Origin of the sequence: Falsibacillus pallidus (assembly GCF_050990905.1) — a bacterium.
GTDB classification, from domain to species: Bacteria; Bacillota; Bacilli; order Bacillales; family DSM-25281; genus Falsibacillus; species Falsibacillus pallidus_A.
On record NZ_CP158866.1, the window covers coordinates 76850 to 97596 of the forward strand.

Here is a 20747-nt window from a genome sequence, read left to right on the forward strand (position 1 = left end):
TCAACAGCTCATTTTGACAAAGTTTGAAGCTTGTCCATTTTATAATGAATGGCAACGAATACAAATAGGGAGTGTTTTATGCATGGAAAAAGCAGAACGTACCATGATGGAAACCGTCCGAAATGTTGAACTGGGGGAAACGAAGATTGGGTTGACGAAAGGTTTGCAAATCTTCCAGACGAAGATGGAAGTCTTTTTCCTCCAAAAAGGATTTATTTTAGTGTTGATTGGCTTTTTATTGGGGAGGGCTCTGATATTATCGCATCTGACGCCATTTTCTCTTCCTTTTTTTGCAGCGGTTTACATGATACGAAGGGATAAGGCTCCACTGGCTTTGATCGGGCTCCTTGCGGGGGCGGTCACTCTTTCCATTGGATCCATCGTTTTCACTTTTGCAGCGAGTGTCATATTCCTTATCAGCTTCCGCCTTTTCATGCAGTTTAAGAGCAACACGGTCAAGGCGCTGCCGTTTTTTGTCCTCTTCACATCATTTATTGTGAAATGTGTATTTTTATATGTGCAGCAGAATCAAATCTTTACCGTCTATGATGGGGTGATGGCAGGTGTCGAGGCTGCCCTCGGTTTGATCCTTACATTGATCTTTATGCAGAGTATTCCGCTATTATCCATGCATAAAAGAAAAAAATCATTGAAGACAGAGGAAGTCGTCAGTCTCATCATCATGCTCGCATCCGTCATGACCGGAACCATCGGATGGACTTTGTATGATTTATCGATAGAACATATCCTTTCGAGGTACCTGGTCCTGCTGTTTGCATTTGTTGCTGGGGCGACGGTGGGATCCACAGTCGGGGTTGTTACAGGGTTGATTTTCAGCCTTGCCAATGTGTCGAGTTTTTATCAAATGAGCCTACTCGCTTTTTCAGGGTTATTAGGAGGACTGCTGAAAGAAGGAAAAAGGACTGGAACAGCTGCCGGGCTTTTGATTGCTACTCTTTTGATTGGAATGTACGGAGAGACGGAGGGATCTCTTATGCAGACCATCTATGAAAGCTGCGCAGCCATTTTCCTGCTTTACTTGACTCCTCAAAATCTTGCGGCGAAATTGGCGAAACATATTCCTGGTACTCCTGAATATGCACAGGAACAGCAGCATTATATGAGGAAAATCAGGGATGTCACGGCGAATCGTGTGGAGCAGTTCTCTTCAGTATTCCAAGCTCTTTCAAAAAGCTTTTCTCAATATGATGAAAAAAAGGATTCGGATTATGAAGATCATGAACTTGATATGTTCATGAGCAATGTAACCGAAAAGACATGTCAGACATGCTTTAAGAAAGATCACTGCTGGAGCAGGAATTTTGAAGAAACCTACGAGCTGATGAAAACAGTCATGTATGAAGTGGAGACAGGAGAAGGGGCCATCAGCCATCGGACAAGTCGGGAGTTGGACAAGCATTGTGTGAAAGCCCAAAAAGTGCAGGATGCAGTTCAAAAGGAATTGACCTATTTCCAAGCTAATCAAAAACTGAAAAAACAGGTTCAGGAGTCAAGAAAGCTCGTAGCCGACCAGCTTTTGGGAGTATCCGAAGTGATGGGCGACTTTGCGCGTGAAATTCAGCGTGAGCGGGAGAATCATCATAAACAAGAAGAGTCGATCTTAGAAGCCCTCGAAGAGTTCGGCATTGAAATAGAAGGGGTCGAAATCTATTCGCTGGAGCAGGGGAATGTGGATATTGATATGACAATCCCTTACTGCCAGGGCAGGGGCGAATGTGAAAAGCTCATAGCTCCGATGCTTTCGGATATCACCGGTGAATCAATCATTGTCCAGAAAGAAGAATGTGCTAAGTACCCGAATGGATTCTGCCAGGTGACATTCCGCTCGGCAAAAGCATTTGTTGTGGATACGGCTGTTGCCCATGCAGCCAAAGGAGGAGGTCTTGTTTCCGGGGACTGCTACTCGACGATTGAGCTCGGTCCAGGGAAGTTTGCCATAGCCATCAGTGATGGGATGGGGAATGGAGAGCGTGCACATCATGAAAGCAACGAGACGCTCAGGCTGCTGCAGAAGATCCTTCAATCAGGAATCGAGGAAAAGGTGGCGATTAAATCAATCAACTCCGTTCTATCTTTAAGAACGACAGATGAGATATTTTCTACGCTCGATCTCGCCATGATCGACTTGCAGGATGCTTCCGTGAAATTCTTAAAGATCGGTTCCACACCGAGCTTTGTCAAACGGGGGGATAAAGTATTCAAAATAGAGGCTAGCAATCTCCCTATGGGAATCATTCAGGATTTTGATGTGGATGTAGTATCGGATCAGCTGAAAGCGGGGGACCTGTTGATCATGATGAGCGACGGGGTTTTTGAAGGACCGAAGCATATTGAAAATTATGATGCATGGATGAAACGCAAGATCAGGGAGATTCAGACAGAAGATCCCCAGGAAATCGCCGATCTGATCATGGAGGAGGTCATTCGAACAAGATCGGGCAGCATTGAAGATGATATGACGATTGTAGTGGCCACCATTAAACATAATACGCCGAAATGGGCAAGCATACCGGTGGGTAAATATAAATATATCTCCTGAAACAGAAACATTCAGTTGATAGACTGAACTTAATAATCTATGAAACAAGGTATAAATCCCCTCCTTTTTGTCGATGATGGAGACATCAATTGATTAGGAGGGGAAAACGTTGAGGACGGGAACGTTAAAGCAAATTCTCTTAATAACAGACGGATGTTCAAATCAGGGGGAAGACCCCATTGCAGTTGCTGCATTGGCAAAGGAACAAGGGATAACAGTTAATGTCATCGGAGTCATGGAAAACGACGTGATTGATCAAAATGGAATGCAGGAAATCGAGGATATCTCCATGTCAGGCGGCGGCGTCAGCCAGGTGGTCTACGCACAAGCATTATCACAGACAGTTCAGATGGTTACTCGGAAGGCGATGACCCAAACATTGCAGGGAGTCGTCAATAAAGAGTTGAAGCAAATTCTTGGACAATCTGCTTCCATCGAGGAACTTCCTCCTGAAAAACGAGGAGAAGTCATGGAAGTGGTAGATGAACTCGGCGAAAAGGCAGACCTTGAGGTGCTGATTCTTGTCGATACGAGTGCCAGCATGAAAAATAAACTCCCGACGGTGAAAGAAGCGCTGCTGGATCTATCCCTCAGCATGAATGCCCGTATGGGGGACAACAAATTTTCTGTCTTTGTATTTCCCGGGAAAAAGAATGATGTCGAAAAATTGCTGGATTGGACCCCGAGGTTGGAATCTTTGACCAGCATCTTTTCTAAATTATCTTCAGGTGGTATTACACCTACCGGTCCAGCACTTCGTGAAGCATTGGGCCACTTCAAGAAAAAACGTTCATTAAGGAGTCTCATTTCGCGTGATGGACAATTTGAAGAGTCAGTATAATTTTTCTCCTGGTACAGTAGTTGAGGGAAAGTGGCATAAAAACCGGTATACGCTAATTAAACAGCTGGGCTACGGAGCCAATGGCATTGTCTATTTAGCCAAATCGGCAAAAGGTAACGCCGCACTGAAATTCAGCGATAACAACATATCGATAACATCAGAGGTAAATGTCCTCAAAGCATTTGCGAAGGTCCCAGGGTCTGCCCTCGGGCCTTCTTTGTTAGATGTCGATGATTGGGAAGCCAGAAATCAAAAAATTCCCTTTTACACAATGGAATACATTGAGGGGCCGAACCTGCTTGAATTTGTTTCTCAGAAAGGGAGTACATGGCAGACGGTTTTGATTCTTCAGCTGTTAAAGGATCTCGAAAGGCTTCATCAGTCCGGATGGGTATTCGGGGATTTAAAACCGGAAAACCTCATCGTGACAGGACCCCCGCCGAGGATCCGATGCATCGATGTGGGAGGCACGACCATCCAAGGCAGAGCCATCAAGGAATTCACTGAATTCTTCGATCGCGGCTATTGGGGTGCAGGCTCCAGAAAAGCAGATCCTTCCTATGACTTGTTTGCGGCGGCAATGGTGATGGTCAATATGGCATATCCAAAGCGTTTTCAAAAAACGGGAACTGGCATCCGCCACATTGAAGATATGATTAAAAGCAGCCATATGCTCCGTCCATTTCAAGACCCGCTTATGAAAGCGATAAAAGGGGAATACGCGTCTGCCGGTGCAATGAGGGATGGCCTGCTTGCTGCCATTGACGATAATACCCAGAGCAGCATCCCTAAAAAGCAATCCGCCGCTTCAAGACATCATGCATCTATGAACAGCGCCAAGAAAAGTTCTCCTGCACCGAGCCGCCAGATGAAAAATCAAAAGAAAAAATCAAAGGGCGGATTGGCTGAAACGATTTTGATCATCATGATTGTCGGAGTCTTGTATTTTCTTTATATTTATGGGCAAATTTAGACATGTACCTTCATAATCGTAAAATATTGTGAACTTATAGGTTCTCTTTTGTTGTTTGTCAGCTGGAATGATAAACTAGTTGGAAATACACATTGTGTACAAATTGGATAGGGACAGATGTTTATGCTTGCGTACGAGAGAAAAGTATCCGCCTTTATTGAAAGGCACGGTTTGGTTGAAAAAGGAGACAGGATCATGGTTGCTGCTTCAGGTGGTCCGGATTCTCTTTCTCTTCTTCATTTTCTATCCCGGAGAACCTCGCTTTATGGAATAGAACTAGCCTGCATCACGGTTGACCATATGCTGCGAGGCAAGGAATCGCATGAAGATGTCCTCTTTATGGAAGGGTTCTGCGCCGCCTTGGGCATTCCTTGCGAGGCTGCTTCAATAGACATCAAAGCGAGAATGGACGAAGAGGGAAAAGGGATGCAGGAGACAGCGAGATATCACCGCTATCTATTCTTTGAAGAAACACTTCAAGACAAGGGATATACTGCCATCGCTACAGGGCATCATGGGGATGATCAAACCGAAACCATTCTTATGAGGCTCACAAGGGGTGCTTTGGGAAAAAGCAGGGCGGGAATTCCTGTGCAAAGGCCTTTTGGAAGCGGGAAGATCATCAGGCCGCTTCTATGCCTCAATAAAAATGAAATAGAAGAATATTGCCGGTTTTATGAATTGAATCCGCGCAGAGATCCCAGTAATGAAAAGGATGATTACACCCGCAATCGATTCAGGCATAGGGTTTTGCCTGCCCTGCGCGAGGAAAATCCACAGTTCCATGAACAATTTCAGCGTTTTGGAGAAGAATTAAGGGAAGATGAGGATTTCCTGCAGGAATTAACAAGGGCAGAAATGAATAAGTTATGGAATAAGCATCAGGATCAAATTTCATTTGAAATCACAAGGTTTCACCAAATGCCTTTGCCTTTACAAAGAAGAGGGATTCAACTAATATTAAACTATCTTTACGAGGAGCTTCCATCCTCGATTTCGGCTGTACATATCGATGCAGTCCAGCAGCTTTTAAAAAGCGGTTCCAATGTATCCGGACAGCTGGATTTTCCGCATCATCTGAAGGTGATTCGATCTTATAATCATTGCTGTTTTACATTCAGGCAGTCAGCCTCGGCAGATCCATATGAAATTGAACTGCCGGTGCCAGGAGAAATCACACTCCCGAATGGTTCCGCCATTATAGCTGGGAGCAGCGATTCCCTGCCGCGTAAGAATGGGAACAGTTCCATCTGTCTCGACACAACCATGCTGAACCTGCCTTTGATCGTCCGTACACGGCGCGATGGAGACAGGATAGCGGTAAAAGGGCTGAACGGGACCAAGAAAGTGAAAGATATATTCATTGACTGTAAAATCCCTGCCCGCTTAAGGGACTCCTGGCCAATCGTCACAGACCAGTCAGGCGAGATCTTATGGATGCCGGGGATCAAAAAGTCAAAATATGATATTGAACCAGCAGCTGATAAACCGTTATTGATTTTACATTTTTATTCGCAAACATCTTCTAGGGGGCCATTTAATTCATGAGAAATGAAATCGAGAAAGTTTTAATCACTGAAGAAGAAATTCAAGGCAAAATCCGGGAAATCGCTTCCCAGTTGACTGAAGAATACCAAGATCGCTTTCCGCTTGCCATCGGTGTTCTAAAAGGCGCAATGCCATTTATGTCAGACCTTTTAAAACGCATTGATACCCATTTGGAAATGGACTTCATGGATGTTTCAAGCTATGGGAACTCCATGGTATCCACAGGCGAAGTGAAGATTTTGAAGGATTTAAATACTAAAGTTGAGGGTAGAGATATTCTAATCATAGAAGATATCATCGACAGCGGCTTGACACTCAGCTACCTAGTGGAATTATTTAAATACCGCAAAGCAAAATCCATTAAAATCGTTACACTACTTGATAAGCCGACTGGGCGCAAATCTGACATCCATGCTGATTATGTAGGTTTCATCGTCCCTGACGAATTCGTTGTCGGATATGGACTGGACTACGCTGAAAGATACCGCAATCTTCCTTATATCGGTATTTTGAAGCCTGAAGTGTATAACAAAGGCGAGTAAGTAAATCCTATAATGAAAATACTGTGGAAAAGCAAGGCAATCGAAGCGGTTTCACAATAATGCAAATTGTTGGAATACCATGATTTTCTATGATACTATTGATTGTAGTTTGTTTACCCGCGGGAGGAGGTAAGGGATGAACCGGATTTTTCGAAACACGATATTTTATTTGCTAGTATTTCTGGTGATTATTGGTGTGGTCAGCTACTTCAACAACAATAATGCACCTACAAAGAATATATCCTATGGCGACTTCGTATCCCACCTTGAAAAAGGGGATGTCGAAAATGTCTCCATACAGCCTGAAAGAGGCGTTTATGAAGTAAGAGGGCAATTAAAGGATTATAAAGAGGGCCAACAGTTCCTTACATATGTAATGAACAGCCAGACACTACTCGATCGGATTGATAAAGCATCAGCAAACTCCGACGTGAAAGTCCTTCCTGCGAAGGAAACGAGTGGATGGGTTTCCTTCTTTACAACGATCATTCCATTTGTCATCATCTTCATTCTTTTCTTCTTCTTGCTGAACCAGGCTCAAGGCGGCGGAAGCCGAGTTATGAACTTTGGGAAAAGCAAAGCAAGGCTTTACAGTGAAGAAAAGAAAAAAGTTCGATTCAAAGATGTTGCTGGTGCAGATGAGGAAAAGCAAGAGCTCGTTGAGGTCGTTGAATTCCTTAAAGATCCACGCAAATTCTCTGAACTTGGGGCACGAATTCCTAAAGGCGTCCTGCTTGTAGGACCTCCGGGAACTGGTAAAACCCTTCTTGCAAGAGCTGTTGCAGGCGAAGCTGGGGTTCCATTCTTCTCTATCAGTGGTTCAGACTTTGTTGAGATGTTTGTAGGGGTCGGTGCATCCCGTGTACGCGACCTTTTTGAAAATGCTAAAAAGAACGCTCCTTGCATCATTTTCATTGATGAAATCGATGCTGTAGGACGCCAGCGTGGTGCAGGACTAGGCGGCGGACATGATGAACGTGAACAGACGCTGAATCAGCTCCTTGTTGAAATGGATGGTTTCGGTGCCAATGAGGGCATCATCATCATCGCTGCAACTAACAGACCTGATATCCTGGATCCAGCCCTTCTACGTCCTGGACGTTTTGATAGACAGATCACGGTTGACCGTCCGGATGTTAAAGGACGTGAAGCAGTACTTCATGTACATGCCCGAAATAAGCCGCTTTCAGATAAGGTGGACTTGAAGGCAATCGCTATGAGGACGCCTGGCTTCTCAGGTGCAGACCTTGAGAACCTCTTGAATGAAGCTGCCCTCGTTGCAGCCCGCCAGGATAAAAAGAAAATTGATATGACCGATATCGACGAAGCGACAGACCGCGTCATTGCAGGTCCTGCGAAGAAGAGCAAGGTCATTTCTCAAAAAGAAAGAAAAATTGTTGCTTTCCATGAAGGCGGACACACCATTATCGGCATTGTCCTTGATGAAGCTGAAATGGTGCATAAGGTAACGATCGTTCCTCGCGGCCAAGCGGGTGGATATGCAGTAATGCTTCCAAAAGAAGATCGCTATTTCATGACCAAGCCGGAGCTTCTTGATAAAATCACTGGATTGCTTGGAGGCCGTGTAGCTGAAGAGATTACATTCGGTGAAGTATCGACAGGAGCCCATAATGACTTCCAGCGTGCAACAGGCATTGCCCGCAGAATGGTTACTGAATTTGGGATGAGTGATAAACTTGGACCATTGCAGTTCGGCCAGGCTCAAGGAGGTCAAGTATTCCTTGGCAGAGATCTTCAGAATGACCAAAACTATTCTGATGCCATCGCATACGAAATTGATCTTGAGATCCAGCGCATCATTAAAGAGTGCTATGCACGCGCTAAGAAAATCCTTACTGAAAATAGAGATAAGCTGGAATTGGTAGCCAATACTCTATTGGAAGTGGAAACGCTTGATGCACAGCAAATCAAACACTTGGTTGACCATGGATCACTTCCTGACAGAAGCGAAGCAGTTTCCTTGGATAAAGACGAAGTGAAGCGCATCGACAATGGCGACGTGAAAGTGAATATTCAAAAGAAGAAGGAAGACACTTTGAATGGCTCTAACCCGAGCGATTCTGTGGAAGGTCCACTTTCTTCAGATGATAACGATCCAAACAGAGAATTATAAGATGAATGCCGCGGCTTAATAAGCTGCGGCATTTTTTATTCATGTATGAGTTCTGGTGCTGAACTCCAACCTCGGCGCCTCTGAGCAGGCGCTTCCGCTTTTCTTGATTCAGCTTCAGCGCCTAGAGGCTGGGAGGTTTCCTTCAGCACACTTACGATAAGTCAACATCGGTTCACTTCGTTCACCGTGTTTCCTTTATCTCGTGGTGCTTCAGTCCAACCTCGGCGCCTCTGAGCAGGCGCTTCCGCTTTTCTTGATTCAGCTTCAGCGCCTAGAGGCTGGGAGGTTTCCTTCAGCACACTTACGATAAGTCAACATCGGTTCACTTCGTTCACCGTGTTTCCTTTATCTCGTGGTGCTTCAGTCCAACCTCGGCGCCTCTGAGCAGGCGCTTCCGCTTTTCTTATGATCCAGCTTCAGCGCCTAGCCCCTCGAGTCATAAGCCGTACCTCTACGGAAATTAGGATTTCCTTCGAGTTCCGTCTTATGCTGGTCGGGGCTTGCAAGGCGCTTCCGCTTTTCTTTCCCCTTATGGTATGATAGCTTTGTTAATGGTAGTGAATGAATTTTTAGTAGGTGAAAATGTTGATTTTTGTTTTGGATGTAGGGAATACCAATATTGTATTGGGTGTATATGACCAGGAAGAATTGAAGTATCATTGGCGGGTGGAAACGAACCGCCATAAGACGGAAGATGAATACGGGATGGTCATCAAGACGCTGCTTGAGCATGTAGGTTTATCCTTTCAAGCCTTCGATGGCATCATTATTTCTTCCGTGGTGCCGCCTATCATGTTCTCCCTCGAGAGAATGTGCCATAAATATTTTCAAATAAAGCCATTGATTGTTGGACCTGGAATAAAGACCGGTTTAAATATTAAATACGACAACCCCCGTGAGGTAGGTGCTGACCGCATCGTAAATGCGGTTGCCGGGATTCATGAGTATGGAAGCCCGCTTATCATAGTGGACTTCGGGACTGCAACGACCTATTGCTATATCAACGAAGATAAACAGTACATGGGAGGTGCGATTGCTCCCGGGATCAGCATTTCTACAGAAGCACTGTATTCCAAGGCGGCGAAACTGCCGAGGATCGAGATTGCTAGGCCAGATGATATAATAGGGAAAAATACGGTTTCGGCCATGCAGTCTGGGATATTGTACGGATATGTAGGGCAAGTTGAAGGTATCGTCAACCGTATGAAAGCACAGAGCAGCAAAGAGCCGACTGTCATTGCAACAGGAGGACTTGCCACTTTGATCGACAAAGAGTCAAAAGTCATTGATGTCGTGGACCCATTCCTGACATTGAAAGGACTGCGATTGATTTATAAACGCAACAAAGCATAAAACATATGAGAAGGTGACTGAAGTGAGTGATTATTTAGTTAGAGCTTTAGCCTATGATGGACAAGTCCGTGCGTTCGGAGTACGTTCAACAGAATTAGTGGGAGAAGCGCAGAGGCGCCATCAAACATGGCCGACTGCATCAGCAGCTCTTGGCCGTGCCATGACTGCAGGTGTCATGATGGGCTCCATGCTTAAAGGTGAAGATAAACTGACAGTTAAAATCGAAGGCGGCGGACCGATTGGCGCTATTCTCGTGGACAGTGATGCAAAAGGGGACGTACGTGGATATGTCAGCAACCCACAAGTTCATTTCGATTTGAATGAACACGGGAAATTGGATGTACGCCGTGCAGTCGGAACAGACGGATTTATGACGGTTGTGAAGGATCTTGGACTGAAAGACTTCTTCACGGGACAGGTCCCGATTGTATCCGGAGAATTAGGAGAAGATTTCACGTATTATTTCGTTTCTTCAGAACAGATTCCTTCTTCAGTGGGAGTAGGAGTCCTTGTCAATCCGGACAATACCATTCTTGCTTCAGGCGGTTTCATCATCCAATTGATGCCGGGTGCTGAAGATGAGACGATTGATGAAATCGAAAATCGTTTGAAAACAATTGACCCCATTTCCAAACTCATTCAAAGAGGATTGACTCCTGAAGAAATCCTGGAAGAACTATTAGGTAAAGGGAATGTGAAGTTCCTAAGTACGATGCCGGTCCAATTTAAATGCCGCTGCTCCAAAGAGCGTTTTGCTGATGCTATCGTCAGCCTGGGCAAAGAGGAAATTGAAGATATGATTCAGACAGATGGACAAGGTGAAGCCCAATGCCATTTCTGTAATGAAACCTATCATTTTTCCAAAGAGGAATTGGAAGCTTTACTTGAAGCAGCGAAGTAAACGATAAGGGGCGAAGGTTTTGGGTAAAAAACAGCTATGGTTTGCCATTGGGGTCCTCCTCATTACAAACATTGCCACACTTGTCTTTTTTATAGCCAAACAACATTCTTCTGTACCAGCTGCTATGGCAGAAAAACAAGAGACGGTTGCTACAATCGGAGGCACTTCAATCAGCCGTGAAGACTGGCTTCACGAACTCGATCAAAGATATGGGAAAAGTGTCCTGAGAGATCTGATTGATGAAAAGGTCGTCAAACAGATGGCAGATAAATATGGAGTCAAAGCCCCTGAAAAGGAAATTGAACAAGAAGTCAAAATGTACAAAAGCGTCCTGAATCCAATGGACCATGAGAACGTGATGAATGAAGAGCAATTAAAGAGGGAGATCCAGACCAATTTGCTTCTGGAGGAATTGGTTACAAAGGATGTATCAGTATCCGAAGATGATATGAAGCGATATTATGAACGTAATAAAGACCTTTATGATCTCCCGGATGCCTATAGGATCTCCATGATCGTCTCCCCGACTAAGGAAGAGGCGGAGAAAACCGAGCAGGAATTAAAGGACGGCTCCCATTTTGATGTATTGGCCATGGAGCGTTCCATTGATGCGGAATCCGCTCCACAAGGCGGGGATATCGGATATATCTCTGAGCAATCAGAAGAATATCCTGCGCAGTTTTTAGAAACGGCCAAGTCCCTTAAAGAAAATGAATGGAGCAAACCGATTCCATATAATAAAAAGGGCTACGCCATTCTTTTGCTCAAGGAAAAAGTACCGGGTACAACCTATGAATATCAAGATGTGAAGGATCAAATCCGCAGGCAGATTGCCTTGGAGCATATTGAAAATCCGATGAATCCGGAAAATTTCTGGAAAGAAGCAAAAGTGAAATGGTTTTACGGTGGCCCGGATGAACACAATAACTAAACGGCTAAGCGATTAGCCGTTTTTTACTGCTTAAAATATTTTCGCCTACATACAATAGACTGAAGGCAGAAGCATATTCATTGACAGCATTGTAAACGATTTGGTAAATTTTATTAAAACCAATAAAAATACTCGGTATTAGGAGTGAGGACAATGGCACGAATTGCAAATTCTATTACAGACCTGATCGGTCAAACCCCCATTGTGAAACTGAACAGGCTGGCCGATGAAAATTCAGCGGATGTATATTTGAAATTGGAGTATATGAACCCGGGCAGCAGCGTGAAAGATCGAATTGCTCTTGCCATGATTGAAGCGGCAGAAAAAGCGGGCAAATTAACTCCAGGAGATACGATTGTTGAGCCTACGAGCGGAAATACCGGGATCGGGCTTGCGATGGTAGCTGCTTCAAAAGGATATAGAGCAGTACTGGTCATGCCGGAAACGATGAGCATGGAGCGCCGGAACCTCCTCCGGGCATATGGTGCGGAGCTTGAATTGACTCCTGGTCCAGAAGGGATGAAGGGTGCTATTGCCAAGGCAGAAGAGCTTGTGAATGAAAAAGGCTATTTCATGCCTCAGCAATTCAAGAACGAAGCGAATCCTGAAGTCCACCAAAGAACGACAGGAAAAGAAATCGTCGAACAGATGGGCGATCAGTTGGATGCATTCGTAGCGGGCATCGGTACAGGCGGAACGATTACAGGTGCGGGAAAAGTATTGAAGGAAACTTATCCAAATATCCGCATCTATGCAATCGAACCTGAAGATTCCCCTATCCTTTCAGGCGGGAAGCCGGGCCCTCATAAAATTCAAGGTCTTGGCGCTGGATTTGTTCCGGATATCCTTAATACAGAGGTTTACGACGAAGTCATCAAAGTAGGAACGGAAAATTCTTTTGAATATGCGCGCCGTGCAGCAAAAGAAGAAGGAATTTTAGGCGGGATCTCCTCAGGTGCTGCCATCTACGCCGCATTGGAAGTTGCTAAGAAGCTTGGGAAAGGCAAAAAAGTGCTTGCGGTCATCCCAAGTAATGGAGAGCGCTACCTGAGCACGCCGCTGTATCAATTTGATGAGGAATAAAGAGAGATGCTAAAAGGGCAGGTCATTGTGATCTGTCTTTTTTTTATGGTGCTCAATTTTTCTGTATCAGGAACCCGTTCATCCTGTATGATGTAGTCATAGACAATGAGAAGGAGCGTGCGCCATAGATGAAGGACAAGCTTTATTATGAAAAAGCGCCGTGCAGCAAAGAGCTTTTTTTCCAAGGTTACTCTACACTTTCAAAAGATTGCCCTACCCATGTTCTCCTTGAGAGCGGCAGAGGGGGCAGATATAGTTTTGCCGGTCTTCATCCTTTTGCAAAGCTGACAGCGAAAAATAATGGATTGGAAATAATGGAAGACAGTGCTGCAGCTTTTCTGCCAGGAGACCCGTTGGAACTACTTGGCGATTGGATGAAAGAACGCCAAGTGCCTAAAGAAGAGGGAATACCCGACTTTCAAGGCGGTGTCATCGGTTATATCAGCTATGATTATGTCCGCTACATTGAAGATATCGGCGAAAAGGCTGTAGATGATCTGGGGATGCCGGACATTTATTTCCTTGCTTTCAATGAATGGGTTGTATTTGACCATCAGGAAAATCAGATATGGGTAATGGAGCTCTGTGAAGAAGGAAGCTCCCCTGGAGTAAAAGCAGAGCTTGAACGGTGGCTCTCCTGCGGCAGTACTGAAAATGAGGCTGCATCTATCATTGCCTCGCACGGCATGCAGGCCGATGACCGGTCTGTGTCGATGGACGAAGATCAATTTAACCATGCAGTGGAATCCATTCGCGAATACATTGGAAGCGGCGACGTATTCCAAGTGAACCTGTCTGTTCGGCAGTCGATTGAGTTGAATCTGCATCCATTTGAGGTATACAGCATCTTGAGGCAGCTGAATCCTTCTCCATATATGTCCTTTATCCATACGCCTGAATTTGATATCGTATCTGCTTCCCCTGAACTCTTGGTGAAAAAATCTGGCCTTGATGTCTCCACAAGACCTATAGCAGGTACACGATCAAGGGGGAAGGATGATGAAGAGGATGCAAGGCTTGCTTCGGAACTCATTGAAAATGAAAAAGAGCGGGCCGAACATGTCATGCTTGTCGACTTGGAGCGGAATGACCTGGGGAAAGTGTGCGACTACGGATCTGTCCATGTGGATGAGTTCATGGTGATAGAGAAATACTCACATGTCATGCACATCGTTTCCAATGTCCGTGGAAAAATGAATAACGAATACAATGGCGTTGACTTGATAAAAGCGGTGTTTCCCGGGGGAACGATCACAGGGGCGCCGAAGATCAGGACCATGGAAATCATAGAAGAGCTCGAACCAGTCAAAAGGGGCCTATATACCGGATCGATCGGATGGATTGGCTTTAATGGCGACATGGAGTTTAATATCGTCATCCGGACGATGCTGGTGAAGGATGGACAGGCTCATATCCAAGCAGGTGCTGGAATTGTCATTGATTCCAACCCTAAGTACGAATATAAAGAATCTCTTAAAAAAGCAGCAGCCTTATGGAGGGCAATCGAAGCGGCAGGTGAAATGAAATGATCCTCATGATTGATAACTACGATTCATTTACGTTTAATCTTGTTCAATATATCGGTGAACTTGGGGAACAGATAATTGTCAGAAGAAATGATAAAATAACAATTGAAGAAATAGAAAAGCTGGCTCCCAGCTATCTTATGATCTCACCTGGGCCATGCAGTCCGGATGAGGCAGGGATCAGCATGGAGGCCATTCGATATTTTGCCGGAAAGATACCGATCTTCGGCGTCTGTCTGGGGCATCAATCCATCGCACAGGTTTTTGGAGGAAAGGTCATCCGTGCCAAACGGCTGATGCATGGAAAGACCTCTGAAATCCACCATGATGGAAAAGCGGTCTATCAATCCTTAAAAAATCCCTTTTCAGCGACAAGATATCATTCCTTGATTGTGGAGAAAGAAACATTGCCTGACTGCCTCGAGATCACATCGTGGACGGAAGAAGGGGAAATCATGGGCATCCGCCATAAGGAATTCCCGATTGAAGGGGTGCAGTTCCATCCTGAATCAATCATGACGGAAGAAGGCAAAATGCTTCTCCGAAATTTCTTTGCTGCTTACAAAAAAGAAACTATCACCGTATAAGGAAGGCTTACTGATGTACGCATCCCATAATGGAAAAATCGTTAAAAAAGAAGACTTGAGCATTTCTCCTTTTGACCACGGCTTTATGTATGGCCTGGGTGTATTCGAAACATTTCGTACGTATGATGGACATCCCTTTCTTTTGGATGACCATCTAAAGAGGCTCAAAAAAGGGCTGAAAGCGTTGAATATTGAGTGGCCGGTGCGAAAAGAATCCATTCTGATGGAATTGGAAAATCTCTCTGATGCCAATGGGCTTTCCGATTCCTACATCCGCTTTAATGTTTCTGCAGGCGTCGGGGACATTGGACTCCAGACAGAGCCTTACACCAGACCGGAGATCATTATCTTTCAAAAGGAACTGCCGGCAATCCAGCCATTGAATGAAAAGGAAGGGAAAGTTCTCAAACTGCGCCGCAATACTCCTGAAACCGGCGAGAGGCTGAAGTCCCATCATTATTTCAATAATGTGGCTGCTAAGCGGGAGCTGGGACCGGACAGAAACTTCGAAGGGATCTTTTTGACAAAGGAAGGCTGGCTGGCAGAAGGAATCACAAGCAATTTGTTCTGGGTGAAAGAAGGAAAGCTTTTCACCCCGTCCCTTGAAACGGGCATCTTAAACGGCGTCACCCGGGAATTTATATTGGCCCTTGCCTGCAAGCTGGGGATAGAAGTTGAAGAAGGGTTGTTTGGCTATGAAGAACTTCTTCTGGCAGATGAAGTTTTTTTCACCAATTCCATTCAGGAAATCATCCCTGCCCGCAAAGTGGACGGGCATCCCTACCCGGGTAAGGATGGGGAGATTGCCCGCCGGCTGTATGAAAGATATATGATTCATTCAGCATCATTGTGGAGCAGGACAGACCTTTGAAATAGGAGGACATCGATGAAAAAGCAAATCATGAAGTGTGGACCATATACATTGGACTTTTCCAAAAAGACTTATATCATGGGCATCCTTAATGTCACGCCGGATTCCTTCTCGGATGGGGGAAAGTACAGCGCGGTTGAAAAAGCAGTTGCCCACGCAAAGGAAATGGCTGAAGCAGGGGCTGATATTATTGATATCGGCGGGGAATCGACCAGGCCCGGACATGAATATGTTCCGGAGGACGCAGAGATTGAAAGGGTCGTACCTGTCATCAAGGCGATAGCAAAGGAAGTGAACCTTCCCATCTCCATCGATACGTATAAGGCAAAAACGGCAAAAATGGCTGTGGAAGCCGGAGCCCATATCATCAACGACGTATGGGGCGGGAAAAAAGAGCCGGAAATCCTTCGTGTCGGTGCTGAACACGGTGTACCCGTCATCTTGATGCATAATCGGGATGACCGGAACTACTCTTCCTTTTTCCGAGACGTCCAATACGATCTCTTTGAAAGCATCGCTATGGCAAAAAGAGCAGGGATCAAGGATGATCAAATTATTTTGGATCCGGGAATCGGGTTTGCCAAAGATCTTACTGAAAATCTCCAAATGATGCGCGACCTGGATAAACTGTGCGAGATGGGCTACCCCGTACTGCTCGGGACATCGCGAAAGTCGATGATCGGCCAGGTGCTGGATCTCCCGGTTGAAGAGCGTCTGGAAGGTACGGCGGCCACTGTCTGCTTCGGCATTCAAAAAGGCTGCGATATTGTAAGGGTTCATGATGTAAAAGAAATCAGCAGAACGGCAGCCATGATGGATGCCATGCTGGGAAAGGGTGAATTCAATGCAAATGGATAAAATTCATGTTCATGATATGGAGTTTTATGGCTACCATGGTGTATTTCCGGAAGAAACGAAGCTAGGGCAGCGTTTCCGGGTCGACCTGACAGTTGGACTTGACCTCAGGAAAGCCGGAGAAACGGATGATCTCGAGGAAAGCGTCAATTACGCAGATCTTTATAATACTTGCAAAGAGATTGTGGAAGGGGATCCGTGTAAATTGGTTGAAACCGTAGCGGAAAAAATCGCCGGAAAGATCCTGGCCACCTTCCCGAAAATCCAAACAGTCGCCTTGACAGTCATCAAGCCGGATCCACCCATTCCCGGCCATTATAAATCGGTTGCTGTAGAAATCGTAAGAGGAAGATAACATGACCAATCAAGCATATTTATCATTGGGATCCAATATAGGCGCCAGGGAAGCCTACCTGCAAAAAGCCATTCATTCTTTGCACGTCCATCCGGAGATCCGTGTTGAAAAAATTTCATCCATTTATGAAACAGACCCTGTGGGCTACACGGATCAAGGAAATTTTTTGAATATGGCCATTCAAGTGGAAACCTCCCTGACAGCAGAACAATTATTGTCGGCATGCTTAGAGACAGAATTAGAACTTGGAAGAAAAAGGGACATCAAGTGGGGGCCTCGGACAATAGACCTTGACATTTTATTGTATAATAACGAAAATATTGAAACAGAGAAGCTTATTATCCCTCACCCCCGCATGGCTGAGAGGGCATTTGTATTGATCCCTTTACTGGAAATCAATCCTGAGCCTTTGCGGAATGGTGCCCCGTTCACTCAAGTTCTGAACGAAATACCTGATAAAGAAGGAGTTCGGTTATGGAAGCAGACAAATGGGGAAGACGTATTCGGGCTTTTAGAAAACTAAAAGGATACACACAGGAAGGGCTGGCAAAAGACCTTGGCGTTTCTGTATCTTTATTAGGAGAAATAGAAAGAGGCAATCGGCAGCCTTCAGAAGAACTGCTTCTGGGAGTGGCTAAAATCCTTGGTATAACGATAGAGGAGTTGACCCCTCCTCAAGATATGCAAGATTAATATAGGAAGGAGGTGCTCTTCCGTGCTGAAAATTGGAGACATCGAAATGAAGAACCAAGTCGTCCTTGCGCCGATGGCGGGCATCTGCAACTCTGCCTTCCGTCTGACCGTTAAAGAATTCGGTGCCGGCTTGGTCTGTGCAGAGATGATCAGCGATAAAGGGATCGTTTTGCAAAATGCCAAAACGTTGAACATGCTGTACATCGATGAGCGTGAAAAACCTCTAAGCCTGCAAATTTTTGGCGGGGAAAAAGAAACGCTTGTAGAAGCGGCGAAGTTCGTCGATAAAAACACAACAGCAGACATCATCGATATCAATATGGGGTGTCCAGTTCCGAAAATCACGAAATGTGATGCAGGAGCCAAGTGGCTTCTTGACCCTGACAAAATCTATGAAATGGTGGCTTCCGTCGTTGACGCAGTCGACAAACCTGTCACAGTGAAAATGCGCTCAGGTTGGGATGAAGACCATGTCTATGCAATACAAAACGCGCAGGCAGTAGAAAGAGCGGGCGGAAAAGCCGTTTCCCTTCATGGCCGCACGCGCGTGCAACTGTATGAAGGAAACGCGGACTGGGACATCATTAAAGAAGTGAAGAAAAACATTAGCATTCCTTTGATCGGGAACGGAGATGTCCAAACACCCCAAGATGCCAAACGCATGCTTGACGAAACGGGTGTCGATGGTGTCATGATCGGCCGCGCGGCGCTTGGCAACCCATGGATGATCTATCGTACGGTCAAGTATCTGGAAACAGGGAAATTGGTGGATGAGCCGTCTGTTCGCGAAAAAATCAATGTATGCATTCTTCACCTCGACCGTTTGATCGCGTTGAAAAGTGAACACATAGCAGTGAGAGAAATGAGAAAACATGCGGCATGGTATTTGAAAGGCATCAAGGGACATGCAAAAGTCCGCAATGCCATCAACGAATGCGAAAGCCGTGAGGGCTATGTGTCGCTGCTGATGAACCTGGTTGAAGAGCAGGAAGCGAAAAATATTCAAGCTGGTTGACGCAACCTCTTGAGAAAGGGGCTGACTCAAATCAAAGACCGATCTTATCCAAAGTGGATAGAGCGGGTCTTGGAGTCGCCCCTTTTTACATATCTCCTTTTTTTGATACGAAAAGGATGTCTGATTGTAGGAGATTGTGTACAATAATAGAGTATTAAATAGAAAAACGGTCTATGGCCTTTACTAAATATAGTAGGAGTGAATAAAGCAATGAGCGAAGAATTAAACGACCAGTTGAAAGTGCGCCTCGAGAAAATGGGCTCCATGCGTGAAAAAGGAATGGATCCATTCGGGAAACGCTTCGAACGTACGCACACATCTGAAGAAATCAAAGCAGAATATGATTCTTTGACAAAAGAAGAATTAGAAGGCAAAGAGATAGAAGTAACCATCGCGGGCCGCGTCATGACAAAACGCGGGAAAGGGAAAGCGGGCTTTGCCCATCTCCAGGACCTGCAGGGACAAATCCAAATCTATGTACGCAAAGACGCCATCGGCGAAGAAGCGTATGAAATTTATAATACAGTGGATCTAGGAGACCTTATCGGAATCACTGGTACAGTATTTAAAACACAGGTGGGGGAACTTTCTGTAAAAGCGAAAGAATTTACTTTCTTAACGAAAGCCCTGCGTCCGCTTCCTGATAAGTTCCATGGCCTGAAAGATGTTGAACAGCGCTACCGTCAGCGCTACTTGGATCTCATCACAAGCGATGAGAGCAAGAAAACATTCATCGCTCGCAGCTTGATCATCCAATCGATGCGCAGATACTTGGACAACCATGGCTACCTCGAAGTGGAAACACCAATGATGCATTCAATCGCTGGAGGAGCGTCTGCTCGTCCATTCACGACCCACCATAATGCTTTGGACATGCCTTTGTTCATGCGTATCGCGATTGAACTTCACCTGAAGCGCCTGATTGTCGGCGGTCTGGAAAAAGTCTATGAAATCGGCCGAGTATTCCGCAACGAAGGAGTATCCACTCGCCACAATCCTGAGTTCACGATGATCGAATTATATGAAGCGTATGCGGACTATAAAGATATCATGAAGCTCACTGAAAACCTTGTTGCACATATTGCGAAAGAAGTGCTTGGCACAACGACCGTCCAATATGGAGACTACGAAGTGAATCTTGAGCCTGAATGGCGCAGACTTCACATGGTAGACGCCATCAAAGAATACGTTGGCGTTGATATGTGGAAAGAAATGTCCGATGATGAAGCACGTGCTTTAGCTAAAGAACACGGCATCGAAATCAAGGACACTATGACATATGGCCATATCGTCAATGAATTCTTTGAGCAAAAAGTAGAAGAAAAATTGATCCAGCCAACATTCATTTACGGACACCCAGTGGAAATTTCCCCGCTGGCTAAGAAAAATGAAGAAGATCCTCGCTTCACTGACCGCTTCGAATTGTTCATCGTAGCCAGGGAGCATGCAAATGCCTTCACTGAGCTAAATGACCCGATCGATCAGCGTCAGCGCTTCGAGGCACAATTAAAAGAGCGTGAGCAAGGAAATGACGAAGCTCACATGATGGACGACGACTTCATTGAAGCACTTGAATATGGTATGCCGCCTACAGGTGGTCTTGGGATCGGCATCGACCGTCTTGTCATGCTGTTGACTAACTCCCCATCCATCCGCGACGTGCTGCTATTCCCGCTTATGAGGCATCGCGACTAATTGTTTTAGCCTTTTCGGCCCCTCCTTTCTCCAGATCCCATTGGAGAAGGGAGGGGCTTTTATTATGAGGATCAATAATAGCTGCTTATAATTATCACGACGAATATTACAACGTTGTTATTTGAGAATAATATTTTTGTAAAAAGTTTTTAAAAAAGTATTGCACGCCCTCTTGAAAGGTGATATATTATTATTCGTTGCCGCAATACAAACGGCTTCGACAAAAGAAACAAAAAAAGAAATTAAAAAAAGTTGTTGACACAAACGACTCAGAAATGATATGA

Annotated in this window: 19 protein-coding genes; all 19 read left to right on the top strand. The window is 45.2% G+C overall.

Going from position 1 to position 20747, the window contains the following annotated elements:
• Nucleotides 1-82 precede the first annotated feature (82 nt).
• The 19 genes from spoIIE (at nt 83) to lysS (ending at nt 20463) form a co-directional block, all read left to right on the top strand.
• Nucleotides 83-2560: a stage II sporulation protein E gene (gene spoIIE, locus ABTV07_RS00395; RefSeq protein WP_433746141.1), complete on the top strand. Its 2478-nt coding sequence runs from the start codon at nt 83-85 to the stop codon at nt 2558-2560.
• Between the two features lie 109 nt (nt 2561-2669).
• The gene (locus ABTV07_RS00400; RefSeq protein WP_433746143.1) at nt 2670-3401 is read left to right on the top strand and encodes a VWA domain-containing protein; all 732 of its coding nucleotides are present in this window, start codon (nt 2670-2672) and stop codon (nt 3399-3401) included.
• Nucleotides 3376-4374, top strand: coding sequence for a protein kinase domain-containing protein (locus ABTV07_RS00405; protein ID WP_433751010.1), 999 nt, complete (start codon nt 3376-3378; stop codon nt 4372-4374). Before ABTV07_RS00400 ends, ABTV07_RS00405 begins: the two co-directional genes overlap by 26 nt.
• Nucleotides 4375-4497: 123 nt before the next feature.
• Entirely contained in the window at nt 4498-5922 is a 1425-nt protein-coding gene (tilS, locus tag ABTV07_RS00410) for a tRNA lysidine(34) synthetase TilS (protein WP_433746146.1), read from the top strand.
• Entirely contained in the window at nt 5919-6464 is a 546-nt protein-coding gene (hpt, locus tag ABTV07_RS00415) for a hypoxanthine phosphoribosyltransferase (protein ID WP_114746982.1), read from the top strand. Before tilS ends, hpt begins: the two co-directional genes overlap by 4 nt.
• Nucleotides 6465-6600: 136 nt before the next feature.
• Nucleotides 6601-8598, top strand: coding sequence for an ATP-dependent zinc metalloprotease FtsH (gene ftsH, locus ABTV07_RS00420; RefSeq protein ID WP_433746150.1), 1998 nt, complete (start codon nt 6601-6603; stop codon nt 8596-8598).
• Nucleotides 8599-9183: 585 nt separating this feature from the next.
• The gene (locus ABTV07_RS00425) at nt 9184-9951 is read left to right on the top strand and encodes a type III pantothenate kinase (RefSeq protein WP_433751012.1); all 768 of its coding nucleotides are present in this window, start codon (nt 9184-9186) and stop codon (nt 9949-9951) included.
• Between the two features lie 22 nt (nt 9952-9973).
• Nucleotides 9974-10852: an Hsp33 family molecular chaperone HslO gene (hslO, locus tag ABTV07_RS00430; RefSeq protein WP_433746153.1), complete on the top strand. Its 879-nt coding sequence runs from the start codon at nt 9974-9976 to the stop codon at nt 10850-10852.
• A gap of 19 nt (nt 10853-10871) precedes the next feature.
• Nucleotides 10872-11783 carry a peptidyl-prolyl cis-trans isomerase gene (locus ABTV07_RS00435; protein ID WP_433746156.1) on the top strand — a complete coding sequence of 304 codons (912 nt, stop codon included), beginning with the start codon at nt 10872-10874 and terminating at the stop codon, nt 11781-11783.
• A 153-nt stretch (nt 11784-11936) separates the two neighbouring features.
• Nucleotides 11937-12866 carry a cysteine synthase A gene (gene cysK, locus ABTV07_RS00440; RefSeq protein WP_433746159.1) on the top strand — a complete coding sequence of 310 codons (930 nt, stop codon included), beginning with the start codon at nt 11937-11939 and terminating at the stop codon, nt 12864-12866.
• 128 nt (nt 12867-12994) lie between these two features.
• Entirely contained in the window at nt 12995-14395 is a 1401-nt protein-coding gene (locus tag ABTV07_RS00445) for an anthranilate synthase component I family protein (RefSeq protein WP_433746162.1), read from the top strand.
• A complete protein-coding gene (pabA, locus tag ABTV07_RS00450; protein WP_433746165.1) occupies nt 14392-14979 on the top strand; it encodes an aminodeoxychorismate/anthranilate synthase component II in 588 nt (195 codons plus the stop codon). The genes ABTV07_RS00445 and pabA overlap by 4 nt, the downstream gene beginning before the upstream one ends.
• Nucleotides 14980-14992: 13 nt before the next feature.
• Nucleotides 14993-15850, top strand: coding sequence for an aminodeoxychorismate lyase (pabC, locus tag ABTV07_RS00455; protein WP_433746168.1), 858 nt, complete (start codon nt 14993-14995; stop codon nt 15848-15850).
• A 15-nt stretch (nt 15851-15865) separates the two neighbouring features.
• The gene (gene folP, locus ABTV07_RS00460; protein ID WP_433746170.1) at nt 15866-16708 is read left to right on the top strand and encodes a dihydropteroate synthase; all 843 of its coding nucleotides are present in this window, start codon (nt 15866-15868) and stop codon (nt 16706-16708) included.
• Nucleotides 16701-17060, top strand: a complete 360-nt coding sequence (gene folB / locus ABTV07_RS00465) for a dihydroneopterin aldolase (RefSeq protein WP_433751014.1) — start codon at nt 16701-16703, stop codon at nt 17058-17060. The genes folP and folB overlap by 8 nt, the downstream gene beginning before the upstream one ends.
• 1 nt (nt 17061) lies before the next feature.
• The gene (gene folK / locus ABTV07_RS00470) at nt 17062-17583 is read left to right on the top strand and encodes a 2-amino-4-hydroxy-6-hydroxymethyldihydropteridine diphosphokinase (RefSeq protein ID WP_433746173.1); all 522 of its coding nucleotides are present in this window, start codon (nt 17062-17064) and stop codon (nt 17581-17583) included.
• A complete protein-coding gene (locus ABTV07_RS00475) occupies nt 17535-17753 on the top strand; it encodes a helix-turn-helix domain-containing protein (protein ID WP_433746176.1) in 219 nt (72 codons plus the stop codon). The genes folK and ABTV07_RS00475 overlap by 49 nt, the downstream gene beginning before the upstream one ends.
• Nucleotides 17754-17775: 22 nt before the next feature.
• A complete protein-coding gene (dusB, locus tag ABTV07_RS00480; protein ID WP_433746179.1) occupies nt 17776-18768 on the top strand; it encodes a tRNA dihydrouridine synthase DusB in 993 nt (330 codons plus the stop codon).
• A gap of 210 nt (nt 18769-18978) precedes the next feature.
• Nucleotides 18979-20463: a lysine--tRNA ligase gene (gene lysS, locus ABTV07_RS00485; protein ID WP_433746182.1), complete on the top strand. Its 1485-nt coding sequence runs from the start codon at nt 18979-18981 to the stop codon at nt 20461-20463.
• Nucleotides 20464-20747: the final 284 nt, after the last annotated feature.